General features: G+C 71.5%; 20 protein-coding genes. 13 read left to right on the forward strand and 7 right to left on the reverse strand.

Translation table 11 applies throughout. The annotated features are described in order from the left end of the window. Nucleotides 1-37 precede the first annotated feature (37 nt). Genes ACIQVL_RS27920 through ACIQVL_RS27930 form a run of 3 tightly spaced genes read right to left on the reverse strand, consistent with a single transcriptional unit; the run spans nt 38 to nt 1,978 of the window. Nucleotides 38-853, reverse strand: a complete 816-nt coding sequence (locus ACIQVL_RS27920) for an SDR family NAD(P)-dependent oxidoreductase (protein WP_403476828.1) — start codon at nt 851-853, stop codon at nt 38-40. Between the two features lie 20 nt (nt 854-873). Further along, a complete protein-coding gene (locus tag ACIQVL_RS27925) occupies nt 874-1,713 on the reverse strand; it encodes an NAD(P)-dependent oxidoreductase (RefSeq protein ID WP_403476675.1) in 840 nt (279 codons plus the stop codon). 58 nt (nt 1,714-1,771) lie between these two features. Then, nucleotides 1,772-1,978 carry a hypothetical protein gene (locus ACIQVL_RS27930; RefSeq protein ID WP_403476676.1) on the reverse strand — a complete coding sequence of 69 codons (207 nt, stop codon included), beginning with the start codon at nt 1,976-1,978 and terminating at the stop codon, nt 1,772-1,774. 138 nt (nt 1,979-2,116) lie between these two features. On the opposite strand from ACIQVL_RS27930, the gene ACIQVL_RS27935 reads away from it, so the two are divergent. Further along, nucleotides 2,117-2,728 (forward strand): TetR/AcrR family transcriptional regulator, encoded by a 612-nt coding sequence (locus ACIQVL_RS27935; RefSeq protein ID WP_403443071.1) that lies wholly within the window; start codon nt 2,117-2,119, stop codon nt 2,726-2,728. Nucleotides 2,729-3,025: 297 nt separating this feature from the next. Here ACIQVL_RS27935 and rhaI read toward each other — a convergent pair whose 3' ends face one another. Then, nucleotides 3,026-4,195, reverse strand: coding sequence for an L-rhamnose isomerase (gene rhaI, locus ACIQVL_RS27940; protein ID WP_403443070.1), 1,170 nt, complete (start codon nt 4,193-4,195; stop codon nt 3,026-3,028). A 266-nt stretch (nt 4,196-4,461) separates the two neighbouring features. On the opposite strand from rhaI, the gene ACIQVL_RS27945 reads away from it, so the two are divergent. The 9 genes from ACIQVL_RS27945 to sigJ (ACIQVL_RS27985) all read left to right on the forward strand — a co-directional run bounded on the left by ACIQVL_RS27945 (nt 4,462) and on the right by sigJ (ACIQVL_RS27985) (nt 14,491). Then, on the forward strand, nt 4,462-5,979 hold the full coding sequence (locus ACIQVL_RS27945) for a sugar ABC transporter ATP-binding protein (RefSeq protein WP_403443067.1): 1,518 nt from the start codon (nt 4,462-4,464) through the stop codon (nt 5,977-5,979). Further along, nucleotides 5,976-7,016: an ABC transporter permease gene (locus ACIQVL_RS27950; protein WP_403443065.1), complete on the forward strand. Its 1,041-nt coding sequence runs from the start codon at nt 5,976-5,978 to the stop codon at nt 7,014-7,016. The genes ACIQVL_RS27945 and ACIQVL_RS27950 overlap by 4 nt, the downstream gene beginning before the upstream one ends. Further along, a complete protein-coding gene (locus ACIQVL_RS27955; protein ID WP_403443062.1) occupies nt 7,009-7,986 on the forward strand; it encodes an ABC transporter permease in 978 nt (325 codons plus the stop codon). The genes ACIQVL_RS27950 and ACIQVL_RS27955 overlap by 8 nt, the downstream gene beginning before the upstream one ends. Nucleotides 7,987-8,104: 118 nt before the next feature. Continuing rightward, nucleotides 8,105-9,187 (forward strand): rhamnose ABC transporter substrate-binding protein, encoded by a 1,083-nt coding sequence (gene rhaS / locus ACIQVL_RS27960; RefSeq protein ID WP_403476677.1) that lies wholly within the window; start codon nt 8,105-8,107, stop codon nt 9,185-9,187. A 16-nt stretch (nt 9,188-9,203) separates the two neighbouring features. Continuing rightward, a complete protein-coding gene (locus ACIQVL_RS27965) occupies nt 9,204-9,524 on the forward strand; it encodes an L-rhamnose mutarotase (protein WP_403476678.1) in 321 nt (106 codons plus the stop codon). Between the two features lie 33 nt (nt 9,525-9,557). Then, complete coding sequence (locus ACIQVL_RS27970) at nt 9,558-10,982, forward strand: BNR repeat-containing protein (protein WP_403443056.1); 1,425 nt, start codon at nt 9,558-9,560, stop codon at nt 10,980-10,982. A gap of 100 nt (nt 10,983-11,082) precedes the next feature. Beyond that, nucleotides 11,083-12,108 carry a LacI family DNA-binding transcriptional regulator gene (locus ACIQVL_RS27975; protein WP_403443053.1) on the forward strand — a complete coding sequence of 342 codons (1,026 nt, stop codon included), beginning with the start codon at nt 11,083-11,085 and terminating at the stop codon, nt 12,106-12,108. 97 nt (nt 12,109-12,205) lie between these two features. After that, nucleotides 12,206-13,507 carry an alpha/beta fold hydrolase gene (locus ACIQVL_RS27980; protein ID WP_403476679.1) on the forward strand — a complete coding sequence of 434 codons (1,302 nt, stop codon included), beginning with the start codon at nt 12,206-12,208 and terminating at the stop codon, nt 13,505-13,507. A 78-nt stretch (nt 13,508-13,585) separates the two neighbouring features. Further along, on the forward strand, nt 13,586-14,491 hold the full coding sequence (gene sigJ, locus ACIQVL_RS27985) for an RNA polymerase sigma factor SigJ (protein ID WP_403476680.1): 906 nt from the start codon (nt 13,586-13,588) through the stop codon (nt 14,489-14,491). An 8-nt stretch (nt 14,492-14,499) separates the two neighbouring features. On the opposite strand, the gene ACIQVL_RS27990 is transcribed toward sigJ (ACIQVL_RS27985), so the two are convergent. Beyond that, entirely contained in the window at nt 14,500-14,694 is a 195-nt protein-coding gene (locus ACIQVL_RS27990) for a DUF5999 family protein (protein WP_403443045.1), read from the reverse strand. Nucleotides 14,695-14,964: 270 nt separating this feature from the next. Here ACIQVL_RS27990 and ACIQVL_RS27995 point away from each other — a divergent pair, with 270 nt between their 5' ends. Then, nucleotides 14,965-15,663, forward strand: coding sequence for an NAD(P)-dependent oxidoreductase (locus ACIQVL_RS27995; protein ID WP_403443042.1), 699 nt, complete (start codon nt 14,965-14,967; stop codon nt 15,661-15,663). A 39-nt stretch (nt 15,664-15,702) separates the two neighbouring features. Then, nucleotides 15,703-16,860: an RNA polymerase sigma factor SigJ gene (gene sigJ, locus ACIQVL_RS28000; protein ID WP_403476681.1), complete on the forward strand. Its 1,158-nt coding sequence runs from the start codon at nt 15,703-15,705 to the stop codon at nt 16,858-16,860. On the opposite strand, the gene ACIQVL_RS28005 is transcribed toward sigJ (ACIQVL_RS28000), so the two are convergent. Continuing rightward, nucleotides 16,854-16,997, reverse strand: a complete 144-nt coding sequence (locus ACIQVL_RS28005) for a hypothetical protein (protein WP_403443040.1) — start codon at nt 16,995-16,997, stop codon at nt 16,854-16,856. The two genes, sigJ (ACIQVL_RS28000) and ACIQVL_RS28005, sit on opposite strands and share 7 nt — an antisense overlap. Between ACIQVL_RS28005 and ACIQVL_RS28010 the strand changes: the two genes are divergently transcribed. Next, a complete protein-coding gene (locus ACIQVL_RS28010; RefSeq protein ID WP_403443037.1) occupies nt 16,986-17,822 on the forward strand; it encodes a pentapeptide repeat-containing protein in 837 nt (278 codons plus the stop codon). The genes ACIQVL_RS28005 and ACIQVL_RS28010 overlap by 12 nt on opposite strands. Here the strand turns inward: ACIQVL_RS28010 and ACIQVL_RS28015 are convergent. Beyond that, nucleotides 17,778-19,319: a cytochrome P450 gene (locus ACIQVL_RS28015; RefSeq protein WP_403476682.1), complete on the reverse strand. Its 1,542-nt coding sequence runs from the start codon at nt 19,317-19,319 to the stop codon at nt 17,778-17,780. The genes ACIQVL_RS28010 and ACIQVL_RS28015 overlap by 45 nt on opposite strands. Nucleotides 19,320-19,326 lie beyond the last annotated feature (7 nt).

Below are 19,326 nucleotides of genomic sequence, written 5' to 3' on the forward strand. Positions count from 1 at the left end.
TTTCATCACTGTTTTCGAAACTCGGGCCGGGATCGGCTCACCGGCTGACGGCGCTTCCCTCCCCGCTCGCCGCCGCGCCCCGGCTCATGGCGAGCACGGCGTCGCGACGGCTCAGCGTGCCGAACGGCGAACCGCCGGTCGGGTCCGGGCTGCCGTGGATCCAGGTGGGGCCGTCGGCCAGATGGGCGAGCGCCTCCTCCGCCACGTCGTGGGGGTCGGCGAGCTCACCGCCGTACGACTCGCCGCCCGCTTCCCGCATCCGGCGGTGGGACGGGGTGTCGGTCCTGCCGAGCACGAGCCCCAGGACGTCCACGCCGCTGCCCCGCCACTCCGCCCACAGGCTCTCCGCGAGGACGAGATCGAAGGCCTTGGAGGCGCCGTAGGCGGCGAGCGTGGCGCCGCCCGCCCAGGCGGCGCCCGAGGTCACCAGCACCATGCCGCCGCGTCCCCGGGCCACCATCGGGGCGCCGAAGCGGTGGGCCGCTTCCAGTACGGCGGTGCAGTTGCGGCGGACCAGTTCCAGGTGGGCGTCGAGGTCCTTGTCCAGGAAGGCGACGCTGCGGGTGTCGGCACCGGCGTTGTAGACGAGGAGCCCGACCTCCAGGTCCGCGGTGGCGCGTTCGAGTTCCGCCAGGGCGCCCGCGGCACTGAGGCCGAGCGCGACCGTGCGCACCTCGACACCGTGCCGGGCCCGGAGGGCGTGCGCCGCCTCTACCAGTACCGGGACCCGCCGGGCCACCAGCACGACGTTGATGCCCCGTGCGGCCATTCCGTCCGCGAACGCGACACCGACCCCGTCGGAACCGCCCGCGACGATGCCCCAGGGGCCGTACACGGCGGCTGCGTCGGTCACCTTGGTCAACGTCGTCTCCCTCAGGGTTTCTCCGGCGCGGCGGCCGGCTCCAGTACCTGCTTCTCGACCGCGTCCGACGCCAGGACCGCCCCGATGATCCCGAGGTCCGCCCCCGCGCTCCGCGCGACCTCCCGCACCACGGCGACGTCCTTCGACATCAGGCCCGCCAGCCGCTCCGCCACCGCCGCCACCGAACCACCCCGGGCGACGACGTCCAGGGCGCGGCTCCCCCCGCTGCCGTGCCGCACCGCGTCGAGGAACGTCCGCTCCTCGATCCCCAGCGACCCGGCCAGGCGCACCGCGTCGATCGCGAGGCCCACCTGCGCGACGAACAGCGCGTTGTTCACCAGCTTGACCCGCTGGCCGTTGCCGGGCGGCCCGACCCACAGGACCGGCGAGGCGTACGTCGCCAGCAGCGGACGTACGTCGTCCAGGACCCTTTCGTCACCGCCGATCCACAGGGTGAGCCGGCCCGCGGCGATGTCGTGCGGGCCGCCCGAGAGCGCGGCGTCGAGCACCCTGACCCCGTGCTCCGCTCCCGCCTCGACGAGCAGTCGGGCGGTCGCCGGATCGGAGGTGGTGTGCTGGACGAGCGTCGCCCCCGGTCTCATGGTCGCGAGGACACCCTCCGGCCCGAGGCACACCGACCGCACCTGCTCGTCCGTCAGGACGACGACGAAGACCACGTCCGCGTCCCGGACGGTCTCCGCCACCGTCCCGGCCCAGGCCGTCCCGTCGGCGGTGGCGGCCTCCCGGGCCTGGGGATGTCGTGCCAGGACGGTGACGTCGTGCCCCGCGGCCGTCAGGCGGCCGACCATCGGCCGGCCCATGCGGCCCGCTCCGACGAATCCGATCCTCATGGTTCCTCCAGACGGGGAAAATCGCTGCTCCGGACGGCGCACCGGACGTCAACTGCCCTCAGAGACGGGGCGGTTGCTCGGGCGGTGGTGCGGCGCACGGCGGAACGGTCACGGCGGGTCGCGGGGAGGTACCGCCGGAGGCGGGCGTACGGTCGTGCGCGGGCGGCGCCAGCATCCCGCGGGGGCCGGGGGAGCCGTCGAGGCCGGCGTTGATCCGCTCGGCGATGCGCCAGCCCCGCGCGGTGCGGACCCAGCACGGCGGCACGCATGAGGTTCTCCTGTTCGAGAATCAGACTCTCGCCTCTGCCGTGGAACTGTAGCGACACTGCTCGATTTATAGAAGACTGTCTCCTGAAACCCGAGGAGGACGCCGAGGGCGTACCTGGTCACTACGATGGCCCGCATGACCGAGTCTCGCCGTCGCCCGGGCCGTCCACGGGACACCAGCATCGACGAACGGGCTCTCGCGGCGACACGCGAACTGCTCGTCGGGCGGGGCTTCGAGGCGACGACGATCCAGGCCGTCGCGGAGCACTCGGGTGTGCACGCGTCGGCCATCTACCGCCGCTGGCCGTCCCGGATCGAGCTGATCGAGGAGGCCACGTTCCTCGGGCTCAGCCCACTGGGTGTCCGGCCGACGGGAGACCTCCGCGCTGATGTCCGCCGGTTCATCCGCGCCTATCTGGCCGCGTTCAACGCGCCGGCGGCACGTGCGGCCGCGGCCGGTCTCCTCGCGTACCACCAGGCGTCGGGGCGCCCCCGGCCGCCGGAGCTGGATCTGCGGGTGTCGGCCCGGCCGCAGTTCGAGGAGATCCTGCGTGCCGCACCGCCCGGAAGCGTCGACCCCGCCGTGGACCCGGACGACGTCTTCGACATGCTTCTCGGCGCCGTTCTGGCCCGCACGCTCCTGCTCAACGTCACCACGCGACAGCGTCCCGTGGAGCGCACCGTCGAGATGGTGCTCCGGCTGCTCCGCCCCCTCGGCACCGGAGCGGCCACCGCGCCGGACGCGTGACCGGCTGCCCGGCGGGGGCATCCACCCGTTCGGGACGGCCCCTTCGAGTGGCACGCCTCGGGCGCCGTCACCGCCCGGCGGCGCCGGGTGCGCGTCGCCCCGTTCCCCGGTGGTGGCCGACCGCCTGCCGACGGCGAGCCGTTCGAGGCCGCCTGTGGCCGAGGGGCAGCCCTGGCGCCCCCGGAGAGGGCGCGGGGCGGTGTCGATGTGCGGCTCCGCCGCGTGGGTGATTCCCTCCGCGCCCGGCCCGGAATCCGCGACGAGGCGAGCAAGGACGAGGTGAGCAGCGGCAGTCGGCTACGCGCCCCATCCGGCCTGCTGTCCGCCGACGCGCTCGGCGACGATCTTCTCGGCCCACCCGGAGCGGGCGTAGGCGGCGACGGGGTCGGGGTCCAGCCCCATCTCCTCCCGCAGTTCGCGCAGCAGCGGTCGTACGTCTGTGTTGTAGGCGTCCATGAGTACCGCGTTGGCTCCCAGCACGTCCCCGGCGACCTGGGCCTCGGCCAACGCCCCCCGGTCCACCAGCAACGCCTTCGCCGTCGCCTCCTGCACGTTCATCACCGACCGGATGATCGCCGGGATCTTCGCCTCGATGTTGTGGCACTGGTCGAGCATGAAGGCGACCTCGGCGGTGAACCCGCCCCCACGGACCACCTCGTACATGATCCGGAACAGCTGGAACGGGTCCGCGGCCCCCACCATGAGGTCGTCGTCCGCGTAGAACCGCGAGTTGAAGTCGAACCCGCCGAGCTTCCCCTCCCGCAGCAGCGTGGCGACGATGAACTCGATGTTGGTGCCCGGCGCGTGGTGCCCGGTGTCGACCACGACCTGTGCCTTCGGGCCCAGCTTGAGGCAGTGGGCGTAGGCCGTCCCCCAGTCCGGCACGTCGGTCGTGTAGAAGGACGGCTCGAAGAGCTTGTACTCCAGCAGCATCCGCTGCCCCTCGCCGAGGCGGGCGTACACCTCGGCCAGCCCCTCCGCCAGGCGGTCCTGCCGGGAGCGGATGTCGTCCTGACCGGGGTAGTTGGTGCCGTCGGCGAACCACAGCTTGAGGTCCTTCGACCCCGTCGCGTCCATGATGTCGACGCACTCCAGCAGATGACCGACGGCCTTGCGGCGCACCGCGGCGTCCGGGTGGCAGATGCTGCCCAGCCTGTAGTCGTCGTCCTGGAAGGTGTTGGAGTTGATCGCCCCCAGCCGCAGGCCCCGCTCCTCGGCGTGCTTGGCCAGGTCCGCGTATCCGTCGGAGCCGTCCACCTTGTCCCAGGGGATGTGCAGTGCGACCGTCGGCGCGACCCCGGTCACCGCGTGGACCTGCGCCGCGTCGTCCAGCTTCTCCTTCGGCGAGCGTGGCACGCCCTGCTGGGCGAACACCTTGAAACGGGTCCCCGAGTTTCCGTACGCCCACGACGGCGTTTCGACGGCCTGGGTCTGCAGCGCGGCCTTCACCGCGGCGAGGTCGGTCACTTCGGGGCTCCTGGGGATCGGAACAACTGAGTGGTGAAACGATTCAGAACCGCAAAGTATGAGCCTCTTGCAGGGGTGTCAAGCATTCCGACCAACCCCGTCCTCCGTGACTCCGCCGTGACCTTAGGCTATCGAAATTTTTTCGACACGGACCCATTGACGTGACATGCCCGTGGTGCCTACGGTCCCGGCAATCCAGTTGAAACCTTTCACGACGCCGTGAGGTCCGGTGCCCACCGTCTCGCCGGTGTCGTCGAGGAGCCCCCATGACCCACCCGTCCGACACGGGACCGGCCCCGGTGCTGGCGCTGAAGGACGTCTCCAAGTCCTTCGGTGCCGTGCGCGCCCTGCGGGACGTCTCCCTGGAGCTGTTCCCCGGCGAGGTGCACGCCCTCGCCGGGGAGAACGGCGCGGGCAAGTCGACGCTGATCAAGACCCTCGCCGGAGTGCACCGACCGGACGCCGGGCAGGTGCTGCTCGACGGCGGGCCCGTCGTCTTCCACGGCCCCGGCGACGCCCGCGACGCCGGAATCGCCGTGATCTACCAGGAGCCCACGCTCTTCCCCGACCTGTCGATCGCCGAGAACATCTTCATGGGCCGGCAGCCCCGGCGCGCGCTCGGCCGGATCGACCACAAGGCCACCCGCGCGGCCACCGCCGCCCTGATGAAGCGGCTCGGCGTCGCCCTCGACCCCGACCGCCCCGCCCGCGGACTGTCCATCGCCGACCAGCAGATCGTGGAGATCGCCAAGGCGCTCTCCTTCGACGCCCGGGTCCTGATCATGGACGAGCCGACGGCCGCCCTCACCGGCAGCGAGGTGGCCCGCCTCTTCGGCGTCGTCCGCACCCTGCGCGACCAGGGCGCCGCCGTGCTGTTCATCTCGCACCGCCTGGAGGAGATCTTCCAGATCTGCCGGCGCGTCACCACCCTCCGGGACGGCGCCTGGATCGCCAGCGAGCTCGTCGACGGCATGACCGAGGACGACCTCGTACGCCGGATGGTCGGCCGCGACCTGGACGAGCTGTACCCCAAGCAGGACATCAGCCCCGGCGAAGTCGCCCTGAGCGTACGGCGGCTGACCCGCGAAGGCGTCTTCACGGACATCTCCTTCGAGGTCCGGTCCGGTGAGATCGTCGGCCTCGCCGGCCTGGTCGGCGCCGGCCGCACCGAGGTCGCCCGCGCCGTCTTCGGCGTCGACCGCTGGGACGCCGGCGAAGTCGAGGTCAGGGGACGGAGACTGACCAACGGCGCACCCTCCGTCGCGATGTCCGCCGGCCTCGCCCTCGTCCCCGAGGACCGGCGCGCCCAGGGCCTCGTGATGGACATGTCCATCGAGCGGAACATCGGCCTGACCGGACTGCGTACGACCGTGAAGGCGGGCCTCGTCGACCGGGGCGCCGAACGCAGCCGCTCCCTGGACTGGGCGGTCCGGCTCCAGGTGAAGTACGCCCGGATCGCCGACGCCGTCTCCACCCTCTCCGGCGGCAACCAGCAGAAGGTCGTGCTCGCCAAATGGCTCGCGACCGGCCCGAAGGTACTGATCGTCGACGAGCCGACCCGTGGCATCGACGTCGGCACGAAGGCCGAGGTCCACCGGCTCCTCGGCGAGTTGGCCGCCGACGGGGTGGCCGTCCTGATGATCTCCTCCGACCTGCCCGAGATCCTCGGCATGGCCGACCGCGTGCTGGTGATGCACGAGGGCCGGATCACCGCCGAGATCCCGCGCTCCGAAGCCAGCGAGGAAACCGTGATGGCCGCAGCCACGGGGAGGGCCGCCGCATGACGGTGACCACCTCCGAGCAGACCCCCGTCGCGGAGACGCCCGAGTCCGCCGGGACCCGGCTCGTCGACCGCGTCTTCAAGATGCGCGAACTCGCCATCCTCGTCGTCTTCCTGGTGATGATCGCCGTCACCCAGGCCGGCAACAGCGAGTTCCTCTCCGAGCAGGGCATCAAGGACCTGCTGCTCAACGCCACCATCCTGGTACTGGTCGCCACCGGCCAGTCCCTCGTGGTGATCACCCGCAACGTCGACCTGTCCGTCGGCTCCACCCTCGGCATCACCGCCTTCGCCGCCGGCGACTACCTGCACGGCGGCGGCAACCCGGTCGTCGCGATCCTGCTCGCCGTACTCCTCGGCATCGGGTGCGGACTGCTCAACGGCCTGCTGGTCAGCCTCGGTCAGGTGCCCGCGCTCGTCGTCACCCTCGGCACCCTGTACATCATCCGGGGCGTCGACTCCATCTGGGTCGGCTCCCGGCAGATCACCGCCGCCGACCTCCCCGGCTCCTTCGTCGACTTCGGCTCCGGCGGCCTCTCGGCGGTCCCCTGGCTGGCCCTGATCGCCCTCGCGGTGCTGGTCGCCACCGCCTACTACCTCAAACACTTCGGCAGCGGACGGGAGTTGTACGCCCTCGGCTCCAACCCCGAGGCCGCCCGGCTGGCCGGCATCCCGGTCCGCAAGCGGATCCTCACCGCGTACACCTTCTGCGGCGCCCTCGCGGGACTCGCCGGGGCGATGTATCTGGCCCGGTTCGGGAACGTCGACTCCGGCACCGGCACCGGCTACGAACTCACCGTCGTGAGCGCCGTGGTGGTCGGCGGCGTGGTCTTCACCGGCGGCTCCGGGAGCGTGTACGGCGCCGCGCTCGGCGCGCTGCTGCTCACGTCCGTCAACAGCGTGCTGCCGGCCCTCGGGGTCAGCTCCGTGTGGGTCCTCGCCATCAACGGCTTCCTGCTGCTGCTCGCCATCGCCGTGGACCGGATCGTCGCGGTGCGGGTGGCCTCCGCCCTGAAGAAGAGGAGCATCCGCCATGCCTGACTCGCTGACCCGCGCGGTCCGCTGGGACACGGTCGTCGGTGCGCTGCTGATCGTCCTCCTGCTGCTGTCGTTCGGCTTCGTCGACGGCTTCGGGAACTCGCTCAACCTGTCGTTCCTGATCGGCAACACGCTCCCCATCGCGCTCATCGCGCTGCCGATGACCCTGCTGGTCGTCGCCGGCGAGATCGACCTCTCGGTCGCGTCCACCGCCGGGCTCTCGGGGGCCGTCATGGGCCGGCTCTGGAACGAGGGGATGGCGATCGAGACGATCATCCCCCTGTGCCTGCTGCTCGGTGTCCTGTGCGGGCTGGTCAACGGGCTGTTGGTGACCCGGCTGGGGCTGCCCTCCCTCGCCGTCACCATCGGCACGCTCGCGGCCTACCGGGGCATCGCGCAGATCGTGCTCGGCTCGGATGCCGTCACCGACTTCCCGACGCAGTACCTGGACTTCGCGGCGGGGCGGCTCGGCGACACGTTCCTGCCGCGGGCCTTCCTGCCGTTCCTGGTGCTGCTCGTCATCGCCGTGGTGGTGCTGCACGCCACCCCGTTCGGGCGTTCGCTGTTCGCGGTGGGGGCGAGTGAGGAGGCGGCGCGGTTCGCGGGGATCCGGGTGAAGCGGAACAAGCTGATTCTGTTCGTCGCCACCGGATTCATGGCCTCCCTGACGGGGATCTTCTGGGCCCTGCACTATGCGAGTGCGCGGTACGACAACGCGACCGGGCTCGAACTCTCCGTTGTCGCTGCCGTGTTGCTCGGGGGGATCGACTTCGACGGGGGTCGCGGAACGCTCGGTGGGGCGATCGCGGGGGTGTTCCTGCTCGGGGCGTTGCAGAACGTGATGAGCCTGCTCAATGTGTCCGCGCAGTCTCAGATTGTCGTGACCGGTGTGTTGCTTGTCGTCTCGGTGCTTGGGCCTCGGGTTGCCCGGCAGATCTCGCTGGCACGGCACAGGGCGGCCAAGGCCGTCTGAACACTGCGGGCCGTGTGTGGCTGGTCGCGCAGTTCCTCCCCCAGCCTTCGGCCGGGGGTACCCCCAGCGCCCCCAAGAAGGGGCGCTTCCAGAGCCGTTACTCAAAAAGGACCGCATCATGCGTAAGTCATCCCTCCGGCGTGCCTCGATAGCCCTCGCTGCCGTCTCTGCCCTTTCTCTCGCTGCCACCGCCTGCGGCGGCACGACGAAGAACAACTCCGGCAGTGACGAGACGTCGGCCGCCACCTCGACCGCCAAGGCCGATCCGAACGCCGCGCTGAAGAAGGGCCTGACCGTCGGGTTCCTGCCCAAGCAGGTCAACAACCCCTACTTCACCTCCGCGGACAAGGGCGGCGAGAAGGCGCTCACCGAGCTGGGCAGCAAGTACAAGGAGGTCGGGCCGTCCAGTGCGACGGACACGTCGGGGCAGGTGTCGTACGTCAACACGCTCACCCAGCAGCAGGTGAACGCGATGGCCGTGTCCGCGCAGGACCCCGGCGCCCTGTGCACCGCGCTGAAGCAGGCGATGAGCAGCGGGATCAAGGTCGTCACCTACGACTCCGACACCAACGCCGGCTGCCGCAACGCCTTCGTCTCGCAGGCCAGCGCCGAGGACCTCGGCCGTACCGAGGTGCAGCTGCTCGCCGAGCAGATCGGGTACAAGGGCGAGATCGCGATCCTGAGCGCCGCACAGACCGCGACCAACCAGAACACCTGGATCGGTTTCATGAAGGAAGAGTTGAAGGACCCGAAGTACAAGAACGTCAAGCTGGTCAAGATCGCCTACGGCAACGACGACGCCCAGCAGTCCTTCCAGCAGACCCAGGGCCTGCTCCAGCAGTACCCGAACCTGAAGGGGATCATCTCCCCGACCACCGTCGGCATCAAGGCGGCAGCCCAGTACCTGTCCGGCTCCAAGTACAAGGGCAAGGTCAAGCTGACCGGCCTCGGCACCCCCAACGACATGCGGCAGTACGTGAAGAACGGCACCGTCGAGGGCTTCGAGCTGTGGGACCCGGCCAAGCTCGGCGACCTCGCCGCCCGTACCGCCGTCGCGCTGGTCTCCGGGCAGATCACCGGCAAGGAGGGCGAGACCTTCAAGGCCGGCGACACCACGTACACCATCGGCAAGGACGGCGTGATCAGCCTCGGCAAGCCGACCGTGTTCGACGCGAAGAACATCGACCAGTTCGACTTCTAGCGCGGGAGCGGTACTTATGCAGCGCGTCTGTTTCCTCCTCAAGGTCCGGCAGGACCGCCTCGCCGAGTACCGCGAACGCCATGCCGCCGTGTGGCCGGAGATGCGCGCGGCGCTCTCCGCCACCGGCTGGCACAACTACTCGCTCTTCCTGCGCGACGACGGCCTGCTGGTGGGCTATCTGGAGACCGAGGACTTCGACGCGGCCCTCGCCGGTATGGAGGCCACCGAGGTCAACACCCGCTGGCAGGCCGAGATGGGCCCCTTCTTCGAATCCCTCGACGGCGCCCGTCCCGACGAGGCGATGAAACCGCTCACCGAGGTGTTCCACCTCGCCTGAATCCTGAATCCTGAATCACGCCAGGAGCCGCTCGTGAAACGACGTACCGTGCTGGGGGCCGCTCTCCTCGGCGCCGTGGCCACCCCTGCCCTCGCCGCCGGCACCGCCCGCGCGGCCGACCCCGGACCTTCGGTGAACAAACAGCAGAGCACCCTACTGGACGCCCAGGCCGTCTTCTTCGTCTCCTACGACGGGCTGGTCAACAACAACTCCTTCCAGAAGAACGGCCTGTTCACGTACAAGGGCTACCAGTACGCCGGCTGGTACACCTCGACCGGCGCCGCGGTGATCGGGCGCCGGGTACTCGGTGGGTCGTCCTGGTCGACCGTCACCCTCGCCCACCAGCTGAAGTCGAGCGACTCGCACAACGTCATCTCCATGGGCGTGTCGAAGGTCGACGGGCGGCTCCACATCAACATGGACTCGCACAGCGACGGCTTCTTCTACGTCAAGTCGGTCGCCGGGCTGCTGGACAACCCCGGCACCACGTCCTGGACCTCGGCGGTCTTCGGCTCCGTACAGACATCCCTCGACGGGCTGGCGCTCACCTCGCAGTTCACCTACCCGCAGTTCATCGCCACGCCCGAGGGCAGGCTCCAGCTCAGCTACCGGGTGGGGATCTCCGGCAACGGCCGTAACGCCCTTGCGGAGTACGACGGTTCGAGCTGGACCGCGTTGGGGGAGTGGTCCAGCTCCACCGGGACGTACACGAGCACGCACGGTTCGTCGACCGCGCGCAACATGTACCTGCACGGCATCGACTACGACGTCAACGGGCGGCTGCACGCGTTCTTCACCTGGCGGGAGCAGTCGGCGTCCGTGATGTGCAGCAGCGGGGGCATCACCAACCACGACACCGGCTACGTCCACTCCACCGACCGCGGCCGCACCTGGCTGAGCGACGCCGGCACCCTGGTCGCCACCACCGGCACTGCGGACACCGTCGCCGTCACCGACTCCGGGCTGGTCGTCGACTCCCTCAACCCCGACCACTCCCTGATGAACCAGGAGAGCCAGTGGACCGACTCCGCCGGCCTCCCGCACGCGATCATCAGCTACGTCCCCGGCCGCTTCGGCCAGTGCACCACGGACTACGTCAGCGACCGCACCGCGAACGGCCGCGCCTTCCACCTCCGCAAGAACTCCGCCGGCAGCTGGCAGAAGACCGAGATACCGGTCGCCCTGAACTCCAGCCAGCGCACCAAGCTGGTCCTGGACAAGTACGACAACGCCTACGCCGTCCTCCCCTACGGACGGATCGCCGGCGCGTCCAAGGCCTCCGGCTACTCCGACTGGGCGCTGCTCCACGACGGCGGCGGCCTGAACGCCTTCGGCGAGGTCGTGATCGACGAGCTGCGGGTCAAGGCGGACAACGTGCTGTCGTTCATGTACCAGGAGGCGTCGAGCGGTACGACACCCTCCGCGCTCCATGTGGTCGACTTCGCCCTGCCCGGCTGACCCGGACCGGTGTGCGAGTCATGTCGTAATGTGAAGCCCTTCCCGATGTGCCCTTCGAAGCTGTGAAGGCGCCGTCCATGTTTCCTGGAGGTCTCGACCGATGGCCCAGTCGGTGGGTATCAAGGACGTCGCCCGCGCCGCCGGAGTCTCGGTGGGCACGGTCTCGAACGTCATCAACCGCCCGGACACCGTCGCCGGCGAGACCAGGGCGCGGGTGCAGTCGGCGATCGACCGGCTCGGCTACGTCCGCAGCGAGTCCGCGCGCCAGCTGCGCGCGGGCCGCAGCCGGATCATGGGCCTGCTCGTCCTCGACATGGGCAACCCCTTCTTCGTGGACGTGGCCCGCGGCGCCGAGCGGGCGGCCCGGGACGCCGGGCTCGGGGTGATGGTCTGCAACAGCGCGCAGAACGCCGGCGAGGAGGCCGAGTACCTCTCGCTCTTCGCCGAGCAGCGGGTGCGCGGCGTCCTGCTCACCCCGGCGGACGCCACCGGCCGCAACATCGAGACCTTCCGAAGGCACGGCATCCCCTTCGTGCTCGTCGACCGGGTCGCCGAGGGCACCACGGAGTGCTCGGTCAGCGTCGACGACGTGGCGGGCGGCGCGCTGGCCGTGCGCCATCTCGTCGACGCCGGGCACCGTTCGATCGCGTACGTCAGCGGGCCGCCCGGCCTCAACCAGGTCCGCGACCGGCGCACCGGCGCCCTGAACGCCCTCGCCGAGGCCGGGCTCGGCCCCGACGCGCTGCGCGAGCTGCCGACCGAGCGGCTCGACGTGGCCGCCGGGCGGGACGCGGGCGCCCGCCTGCTCGGCCTCGCCGACCGGCCCACCGCCGTGTTCTGCGCCAACGACCTCCTCGCCCTGGGCGTCCTCCAGGCCATGTACGCGGCCGGGGTGGTCGTCCCGGACGACCTCGCGATCGTCGGCTACGACGACATCGAGTTCGCCGCCGCGGCCGCCGTACCGCTGACCTCCGTCCGTCAGCCCGCCGTCACCATGGGGGCGATGGCCGCGGACCTCCTCCTGGAGGAGACCGAGGAGCGCGAGGGACCGGCGGCGCACGAGCACCGCCGGGTGGTGCTCCAGCCGGAACTGGTGGTGCGGCGCTCCAGCCTCGCCGCCCGCTGATCGGTTATTCAGTAACGATTTCATGATCCCGGGGGCGGATCCGCCAGGGACGTGTGCTGAACTGGGACGCGACCATCCGTCCGTCCCGGGAGAAACGTTGAGCCTCAGCTACCGCCAGCCCGGCGTCGTCCTCACCGACCGCCGCTTCACCGTCCCCCTCGACCACGCGGACCCGGACGGTGAGACCGTCGAGCTCTACGCCCGGGAGGTGGTCGCGAGCGACAAGGCGGACCAGGAGCTGCCCTGGCTGCTGTACCTCCAGGGCGGTCCGGGCTTCGGAGCGAATCGTTTCGTCGGACGGCAGGCCTGGCTCGACCGGGCCCTGGCGGACTACCGGGTCCTGCTTCTCGACCAGCGCGGCACCGGCCGCTCCACCCCGGTCAACCGGCAGACCCTCCCGCTGCGCGGCGGCCCGGCCGCCCAGGCCGACCACCTGGCCCGCTTCCGCGCCGACTCGATCGTCCGGGACTGCGAGGCGATCCGCCCGCAGGTCACCGGCGGCGCCCCCTGGACCACCCTCGGCCAGAGCTTCGGCGGCTTCTGCACGGTCACCTACCTGTCGTTCTTCCCCGAGGGCCTCAGGACCTCCGTGATCACCGGCGGCCTGCCCTCCCTGGACGCGCACGCCGACGACGTCTACCGCGCCGCCTACCCGCGCATCGAGCGCAAGGTCGCCGCGCACTACGACCGCTACCCGCAGGACGTCGAGCGGGCCCGGCGGATCGCCGAGCACCTCCTGGAGCACGAGACCCTGCTGCCGAACGGCTACCGGCTCACCGTCGAGGCCTTCCAGTCCCTCGGCCTGATGCTGGGCATGAGCGACGGCAGCCACCGCCTGCACTTCCTCCTGGAGGACGCCTTCGTCCGCACCCCGTCCGGCCCGGAGCTCTCCGACGCCTTCCAGGAACAGGTCCAGGGCCTGCTGTCGTACGCGAGCAACCCGCTGTACGCCCTGGTCCACGAGCCGGTCTACGGCCAGGACGCCCGCCCCACCGCCTGGGCGGCCGAGCGGGTCCGCGCCGAGTTCCCGCAGTTCGACGCGGCCAAGGCGCTCGCGGGCGACGCCCCGGTGCTGTTCACCGGGGAGACCGTGCACCCCTGGATGTTCGAGACCGACCCCGCCCTGCGGCCCCTGAAGGCCGCGGCCGACCTGCTCGCCGCCCGCACCGACTGGCAGCCGCTGTACGACCCGGCCCGCCTCGCCGCCAACGAGGTCCCGGTCGCCGCCGCCGTCTACCACGACGACATGTACGTCGACGCCGGGCACTCGCTGGCGACCGCGCGGGCCGTGAAGGGCCTGCGCACCTGGGTCACCGACGAGTTCGAGCACGACGGCCTGCGCGTCGGCGCCCCCCGGGTCCTGGACCGGCTCCTCGCCCTCGTCCGCGACGAGGTGTGAGGCCCGGCCGGTAAATCGGTTGCGGTCGCGGCGGGTCCGCATAGTCTGCGGCCGTGGCGGAACGGGGGACACGAACGGATGAACACGGACACGGAACTGCTGGCCGGCCGCTTCCAGGAACACCGCGGCCGGCTGGGCGCGGTGGCCTACCGGATGCTCGGCTCGCTCGCCGAGGCGGAGGACGCCGTCCAGGAGACCTGGCTCAGGCTCGGGCGCGCCGACGCGGACGAGATCAGGAACCTGGGCGGCTGGCTGACCACGGTGGTCGGCCGGGTCTGCCTCGACATGCTGCGCTCGCGTACCGCGCGCCGCGAGCAGCCCATCGACGAGACCTTCGTCCCGGATCCGGTGATCAGGCCGCTGCCGGGCATCGACCCCGAACAGGAGGCGCTGGAGGCGGACTCCGTCGGGCTCGCCCTCCTCATCGTCCTGGAGGCACTGGAGCCCGCCGAGCGGCTGGCGTTCGTCCTGCACGACCTCTTCTCGGTGCCCTTCGACGACATCGCGCCCATCGTGGAACGCAGTTCGGCCGCCACCCGCCAGCTGGCCAGCCGGGCCCGCCGCCGGGTCCAGGGGGCCGCCCCGTCGGCCGACCCGGACCTGGGCAGGCAGCGCAGGGTCCTCGACGCCTTCCTGGCCGCCTCCCGGGACGGCGACTTCGAGGCGCTGGTCGCGCTGCTCCACCCGGACGTGGTGCTGCGCGTCGACTCGGGCGCCCTGGTGCGCGGCGCCGCCGCCTCCAAGGTGCTGCGCGGGGCGCGGACGGTGGCCGAACAGGCCCTCACCTTCCGGCAGTTCGCCGACGCGGCACAACTCGCCCTGGTCAATGGGACCGTCGGCATGGTCACCGCGCCCGAGGGCCGTCCGCTCTCCGTCATGGCGGTCACCGTCACCGACGGCCGGATCACCGGGATGTACATCCTGGCCGACCCCGAGCGGCTGGACCGTCTCGACCGCCTGGACCTCTCCGCCGGGGACGACTGACAGTTCGTTCAGACGGCGGCGGCCGGGGGCCGATGAGGGCTCACGGTCCGTCCGTCGGGCAGGAGTTCACCGGTGTCGTCGAAGACGATCGTGCCGTCGCACAGCAGGCTCCAGCCCTGTTCGGGATGGGCCGAGACGATGACGGCCGGGTGGCCGTCGGGGTGGTCGGCGGCGCCGGGGCACGGGGGCTGATGCCTGCGCATGGTCGTTCTCCTGTCCTGCGGGCGGTTCCTCTCTCCGTGGTAGCCGGGTTTGTTTTCCACCGGATGACGAGGACCCCCACAGGGCCGGAAACTCAGCGGTGGTTCTCCGGTCGGCGGCCGTCCTCGCCTCCGGACTCCGTGCGCAGGGCGATGCCGTCGGCGGGAGTGGTGCAGGACGATGTGGTCCACGTCCCAGCCGGCGGCGGGATGTCACATTCCTCGCCGTCGGGGCCCTCCCATCCGGCAGGACCGGCTTGAGAGGGGAAACACGTGAAACTCGTCGTATTCGGGGCGAACGGGCCGACCGGCCGGCAGGCCACCGCGCAGGCGGTCGCCGAAGGGCACACGGTCACCGCCGTCACCCGCCGCCCCGCGGAGTTCCCGCTGAGCGACCCACGACTGCGGGTGGTCGGCGCGGATGTTCTCGACCCCGGCGCGGTGGCGCGCGCCGTGGCCGGGCAGGAGGCGGTGATCTCGGCGCTCGGAGTGCCGTACAGCCGAAATCCCGTCACGGTGTACTCCGAGGGCATCGCCCACATCACCCAGGCCATGACGGAGCACGGTGTCCGGCGCCTGGTCTGTGTGTCCTCCACCGTGCTCTTCGGGGTGGCGGCACCCGGCGAGACCTACTTCTTCCGCAGGGTGCTGGAGCCCCTCATCGCCCGCACCGTGGGGCGCACCGTGTACGAGGACATGCGGCGCATGGAGGAGATCGTGCGCGACGGCGATCACCGGTGGACCGTGGTCCGCCCTGCCGGTCTCTTCGACGCGGACACCGTCAGCGACTACCAGGTCGCCACCGCGCGCCTGCCCGGCCGCTTCACCTCGCGCGCGGATCTGGGAAACGCGCTGTTGAACGAGGCGGTCGGCGATCTTCATCCACGTGCCTTCGTCGATGTCCGCACCACGGCAGGCGTTCCGGGCATTCTCGACGTCATCCGGAAAGAGGCCTTCGGAGGCAGGAAGTGAGTCCGGAACCGACCGCGCCGCTCGAGAAGGGGCAGGCTCATGCCTGAGGACCGTTTCATCCTGCCGGAGCCGGGTGCCACCGGGCCCGCGCGGCCCCCGCTGCCGCCCGCGTTCGCGGTCAGGGCGACCACCGACGACGCCGAGGGGCGCGTCTCGCTGCCGGAGGCGGCCGTGACCCAGGACATCCCGCGCCAGGTCCACCACCACTCGGACGCATGCGTCCACGTACTGGACGGGGTGCCGGAGACCGAGCACGACGGCCCGGCACCCACGGCGACCCGGCTCTTCGTCGACCATCGCGAACTGCTGTTCTCCGTCGTCTACAACATGCTCGGCAGCGTCGCCGACACCGAGGACGTGCTCCAGGAGACCTGGCTCTCCTGGTCCGGCAGGAACAGCCGGGCGCCGCTGGCGGAGATCGGCAACCCGCGCGCGTATCTCGTCCGCATCGCGGTGAACCACGCCCTTGCCCGGCAGACCGCCATCGCCTCGCGCCGTGAGACGTACGTCGGTCCCTGGCTGCCCGAACCCCTGGTCACCGAGGCCACCACCGGCCTCGCCCCGGACACCGCCGACCACACGGTCCGCAACGACTCGGTCTCCCTGGCGATGCTGGTGGTCCTGGAGACCCTCACCCCGCTGGAACGGGCGGTGTTCGTCCTCCACGAGGTGTTCGGCTATCCCCACGCCGAGATCGCCGGCATGCTCGACCGCAGTCCCGCCGCCGTCCGTCAGGTCGCCCACCGGGCCCGTGCCCATGTGCACGCCCGCCGCCCCCGCTACCGCGCCCGTCCCCGGGTCCGGCGGGAGGCGACCGAGCGGTTCGTCGCGGCCGCGCTCGGCGGCGACCTCCAGGCGCTCCTGGAGATCCTCGCCCCGGACGTGACGGTCTGGATCGACGGCGGAGGCGCCCGGCAGGGGGCGGGGCTGCGCCCGGTCCACGGCCGGGAGAAGGCCGCCCGCATGCTGGCCGGTTACGCCTCGCGGCGCGCGGGGGACCTGGACGTCCACTACCGCACCGTGAACGGCGACGACGCCGCGGTGCTGTTCTCGGGCGACTCCCCGTACGCCGTGATGGTCATGGACCTCACCCCGGACGGCGACCGGGTCTCCGGCGTCTACGTCGTCACCAACCCGGCCAAGCTCACCCGCGTACGACCGGACGGTGAGGACGCCGGCCAGGCCCCCGATCAGTAGCGGGCGGTGCTCTGCAGCAGCGGCGGGTACACCGCGCTCGGCACCCCGTCGACCGCGGCGCCCGCGTACTTGAGCATGGTGGCGACGCGGTGGTTGAGGTCCTCGCCGGTCAGTAGGCTGACCGGGTGCCAGAACACATATCCGAACGGGCCCGGCTGCGCGGGGACTGCGCCCGCTGTTTCGGCCTGTGCTGCGTCGCCCTGCCGTTCGCCGCGTCGGCGGACTTCGCGGTCGGCAAGCCCGCCGGGAAACCCTGCGGCAACCTCGGCGGCGACCACCGCTGCGGCATCCACGCCGAGCTGCGGCAGAAGGGGTTCAACGGCTGTACGGTCTACGACTGCCTCGGCGCCGGGCAGAAGGTCTCCCAGGTCACCTTCGGCGGCCGGGACTGGCGGAGCGGATCCGCGCAGGACGCCCGCCGGATGTTCGACGCGTTCCCGGTCGTACGCCAACTGCACGAACTTCTCTGGTATGTGAACGAAGCCCTGGGGCTGGCCGCCGCCCGCCCCGTCCACGCCGAGCTGCGCGCCGCACTGCGCAGGACCGAGGAGCTGAGTCTCGGCACGCCGGACGAGCTGGCCGCCCTGGACGTGGCCGCCCATCGGCAGGAGGTCAACGTGCTGCTGCTGCGGACCAGCGAGCTGGTCCGGGCGGGGGTGCGCGGGAAGAAGAAGGACCGGCGGGGCGCCGACCTGATGGGGGCCCGGCTCAGGGGCGCCGACCTGCGCGGGGCGAGCCTGCGCGGCGCCTGCCTCATCGCCGCCGACCTCACCGGGGCGGACCTGCGGGACGCGGACCTGATCGGCGCCGACCTGCGGGACGCCGACCTGCGCGACGCGGACCTCACCGGTGCCTTCTTCCTGACCCAGCCCCAGCTCGACGCGGCCCGGGGCAACGCGCGGACCCGCCTGCCGGAGTCAGTCACCCGCCCGGTGCACTGGACAGCCGTCGCCGTTCTCTGACGCGGGTGCGTCCGGCACGGTCACCGGCGCCGGGGCGGGGGTGCGCCGCTCCAGCCGCAGCCGCAGGCCCTCCGGCATCAGCGTCAGCCGCTCGGTCACCCGCAGCCGGTAGTCCGGGTCGGCCCCGAGGCCGTAGCGGCGCAGCAGCAGGCCGAGGACCAGGGTGGCCTCGTGCAGGGCGAACTGGCGGCCGATGCAGGCGCGTGCCCCCGTGCCGAAGGGCTTGAAGGTGTGCGGGGCCCGGCCGCGTGCCGCCTTCGCCTCGAACCGGTCCGGGTCGAAGCTCTCGGCCTCCGGGCCCCAGACCTCGGGGTCCCGGTGCAGCATCGGCGTCAGCACCAGCGCCCAGGCGCCCCGGCGCATCGGGTACCGCCCGGCCAGCACGGTGTCCTCGCGGGCCTCGCGGGCGAACGCGGGAGCCGTCGGCCACAGCCGCAGCGACTCGTCCAGCACCCGGCGCACGTAACGGAGTTTGGCGACCTGGTCGTAGCCGGGTGCGGGCGTGTCGCCCCAGACGCGGTCCACCTCGGCGGCCGTCCGGACGGCGATCTCCGGGTGCCGGGCGAGGTAGTGCAGGGCAAAGGAGAGCGCGCCCGAGGTGGTCTCGTGGCCAGCCACCAGGAAGGTGATCACCTGCCGCCGTACGTTCTCGGCGGACAGCCGCTCACCGGTCTCCGGATGGGCCGTCTCCAGCATCCGGTCGAGCAGGTCGCCCTCCCCGCGGCCGGTCCGGCGCCGCTCGGCGACGAGGTCGTCGACCGTGCGGTTGAGGTACTCGATGTCGGCGGCGTTGCGCCGGGCGGCCTGCCGCAGCATCAGCGGGGCCAGCGGTCCGGGGACGCTGTTCAGGCGCTGTGCATAGCTGAGGGTGCCGATCATCGCGGTCACGAAGGGGTGCGGCCGGTCCCGCTCGAACGAGCCGAAGTCGTGCCCGAACCCGGTGCGGGCGATGGTCTCCAGCGTCAGCTTGGTCATGTCGCCGGGCACGTCCACCCAGCGGCCGGCCGCCAGTTCCCGGTCCCAGTGGTCGGTCAGCCGCCCGGCCACCGCCACCATCATCGCGTGGTAGCCCTCCATGGCCTCCCGGCTGAAGCCCGGGGCCAGCACGTCGTGCGCCAGCTGCCAGTTCGGCTCGTGGTTGTACGCCGTGAACAGGCCGTCCCCGGCGACCGGACGGAGATTGGCCACCCCGAGCCCCACGTGCTTGGCGAACCGCGACTCGTCCGCCATGTCGGCGGCCAGTTCGGCACCCCACACGAACACGAACTCGTTGCCGAACGCCCGGCGCCGGAAGATCGGGCCCAGCTGCCCGCCGATCCGCATCGAGTCCTGGAGCGGGGTGCGCCGATCGACGCCCAGGACGTCGCCGAGGAGCGGCAGCCGGCGCGGCGGGTGCGGGATGCGGTGCAGCTCGGGCCAGCCCTGCTCGGCGCCCCGGAACCCCTTCGGCAGCGGGCCGTCCGTCCCCGTCCCCGGCTGCGTGGCCGTCTCCGCCATGACGCGA

This window comes from Streptomyces sp. NPDC090499, from assembly GCF_044769305.1.
GTDB lineage: Bacteria > Actinomycetota > Actinomycetes > Streptomycetales > Streptomycetaceae > Streptomyces.

Coding starts and splice junctions, on each gene's coding strand:
- ACIQVL_RS27925 (WP_403476675.1), bottom strand. CDS start 1,713: ATGAGGATCGGATTCGTCGGAGCGGGCCGCATGGGCCGGCCGATGGTC.
- ACIQVL_RS27935 (WP_403443071.1), top strand. CDS start 2,117: ATGACCGAGTCTCGCCGTCGCCCGGGCCGTCCACGGGACACCAGCATC.
- ACIQVL_RS27945 (WP_403443067.1), top strand. CDS start 4,462: ATGACCCACCCGTCCGACACGGGACCGGCCCCGGTGCTGGCGCTGAAG.
- ACIQVL_RS27950 (WP_403443065.1), top strand. CDS start 5,976: ATGACGGTGACCACCTCCGAGCAGACCCCCGTCGCGGAGACGCCCGAG.
- ACIQVL_RS27955 (WP_403443062.1), top strand. CDS start 7,009: ATGCCTGACTCGCTGACCCGCGCGGTCCGCTGGGACACGGTCGTCGGT.
- rhaS (WP_403476677.1), top strand. CDS start 8,105: ATGCGTAAGTCATCCCTCCGGCGTGCCTCGATAGCCCTCGCTGCCGTC.
- ACIQVL_RS27965 (WP_403476678.1), top strand. CDS start 9,204: ATGCAGCGCGTCTGTTTCCTCCTCAAGGTCCGGCAGGACCGCCTCGCC.
- ACIQVL_RS27975 (WP_403443053.1), top strand. CDS start 11,083: ATGGCCCAGTCGGTGGGTATCAAGGACGTCGCCCGCGCCGCCGGAGTC.
- sigJ (WP_403476680.1), top strand. CDS start 13,586: ATGAACACGGACACGGAACTGCTGGCCGGCCGCTTCCAGGAACACCGC.
- ACIQVL_RS27990 (WP_403443045.1), bottom strand. CDS start 14,694: ATGCGCAGGCATCAGCCCCCGTGCCCCGGCGCCGCCGACCACCCCGAC.
- sigJ (WP_403476681.1), top strand. CDS start 15,703: ATGCCTGAGGACCGTTTCATCCTGCCGGAGCCGGGTGCCACCGGGCCC.
- ACIQVL_RS28015 (WP_403476682.1), bottom strand. CDS start 19,319: ATGGCGGAGACGGCCACGCAGCCGGGGACGGGGACGGACGGCCCGCTG.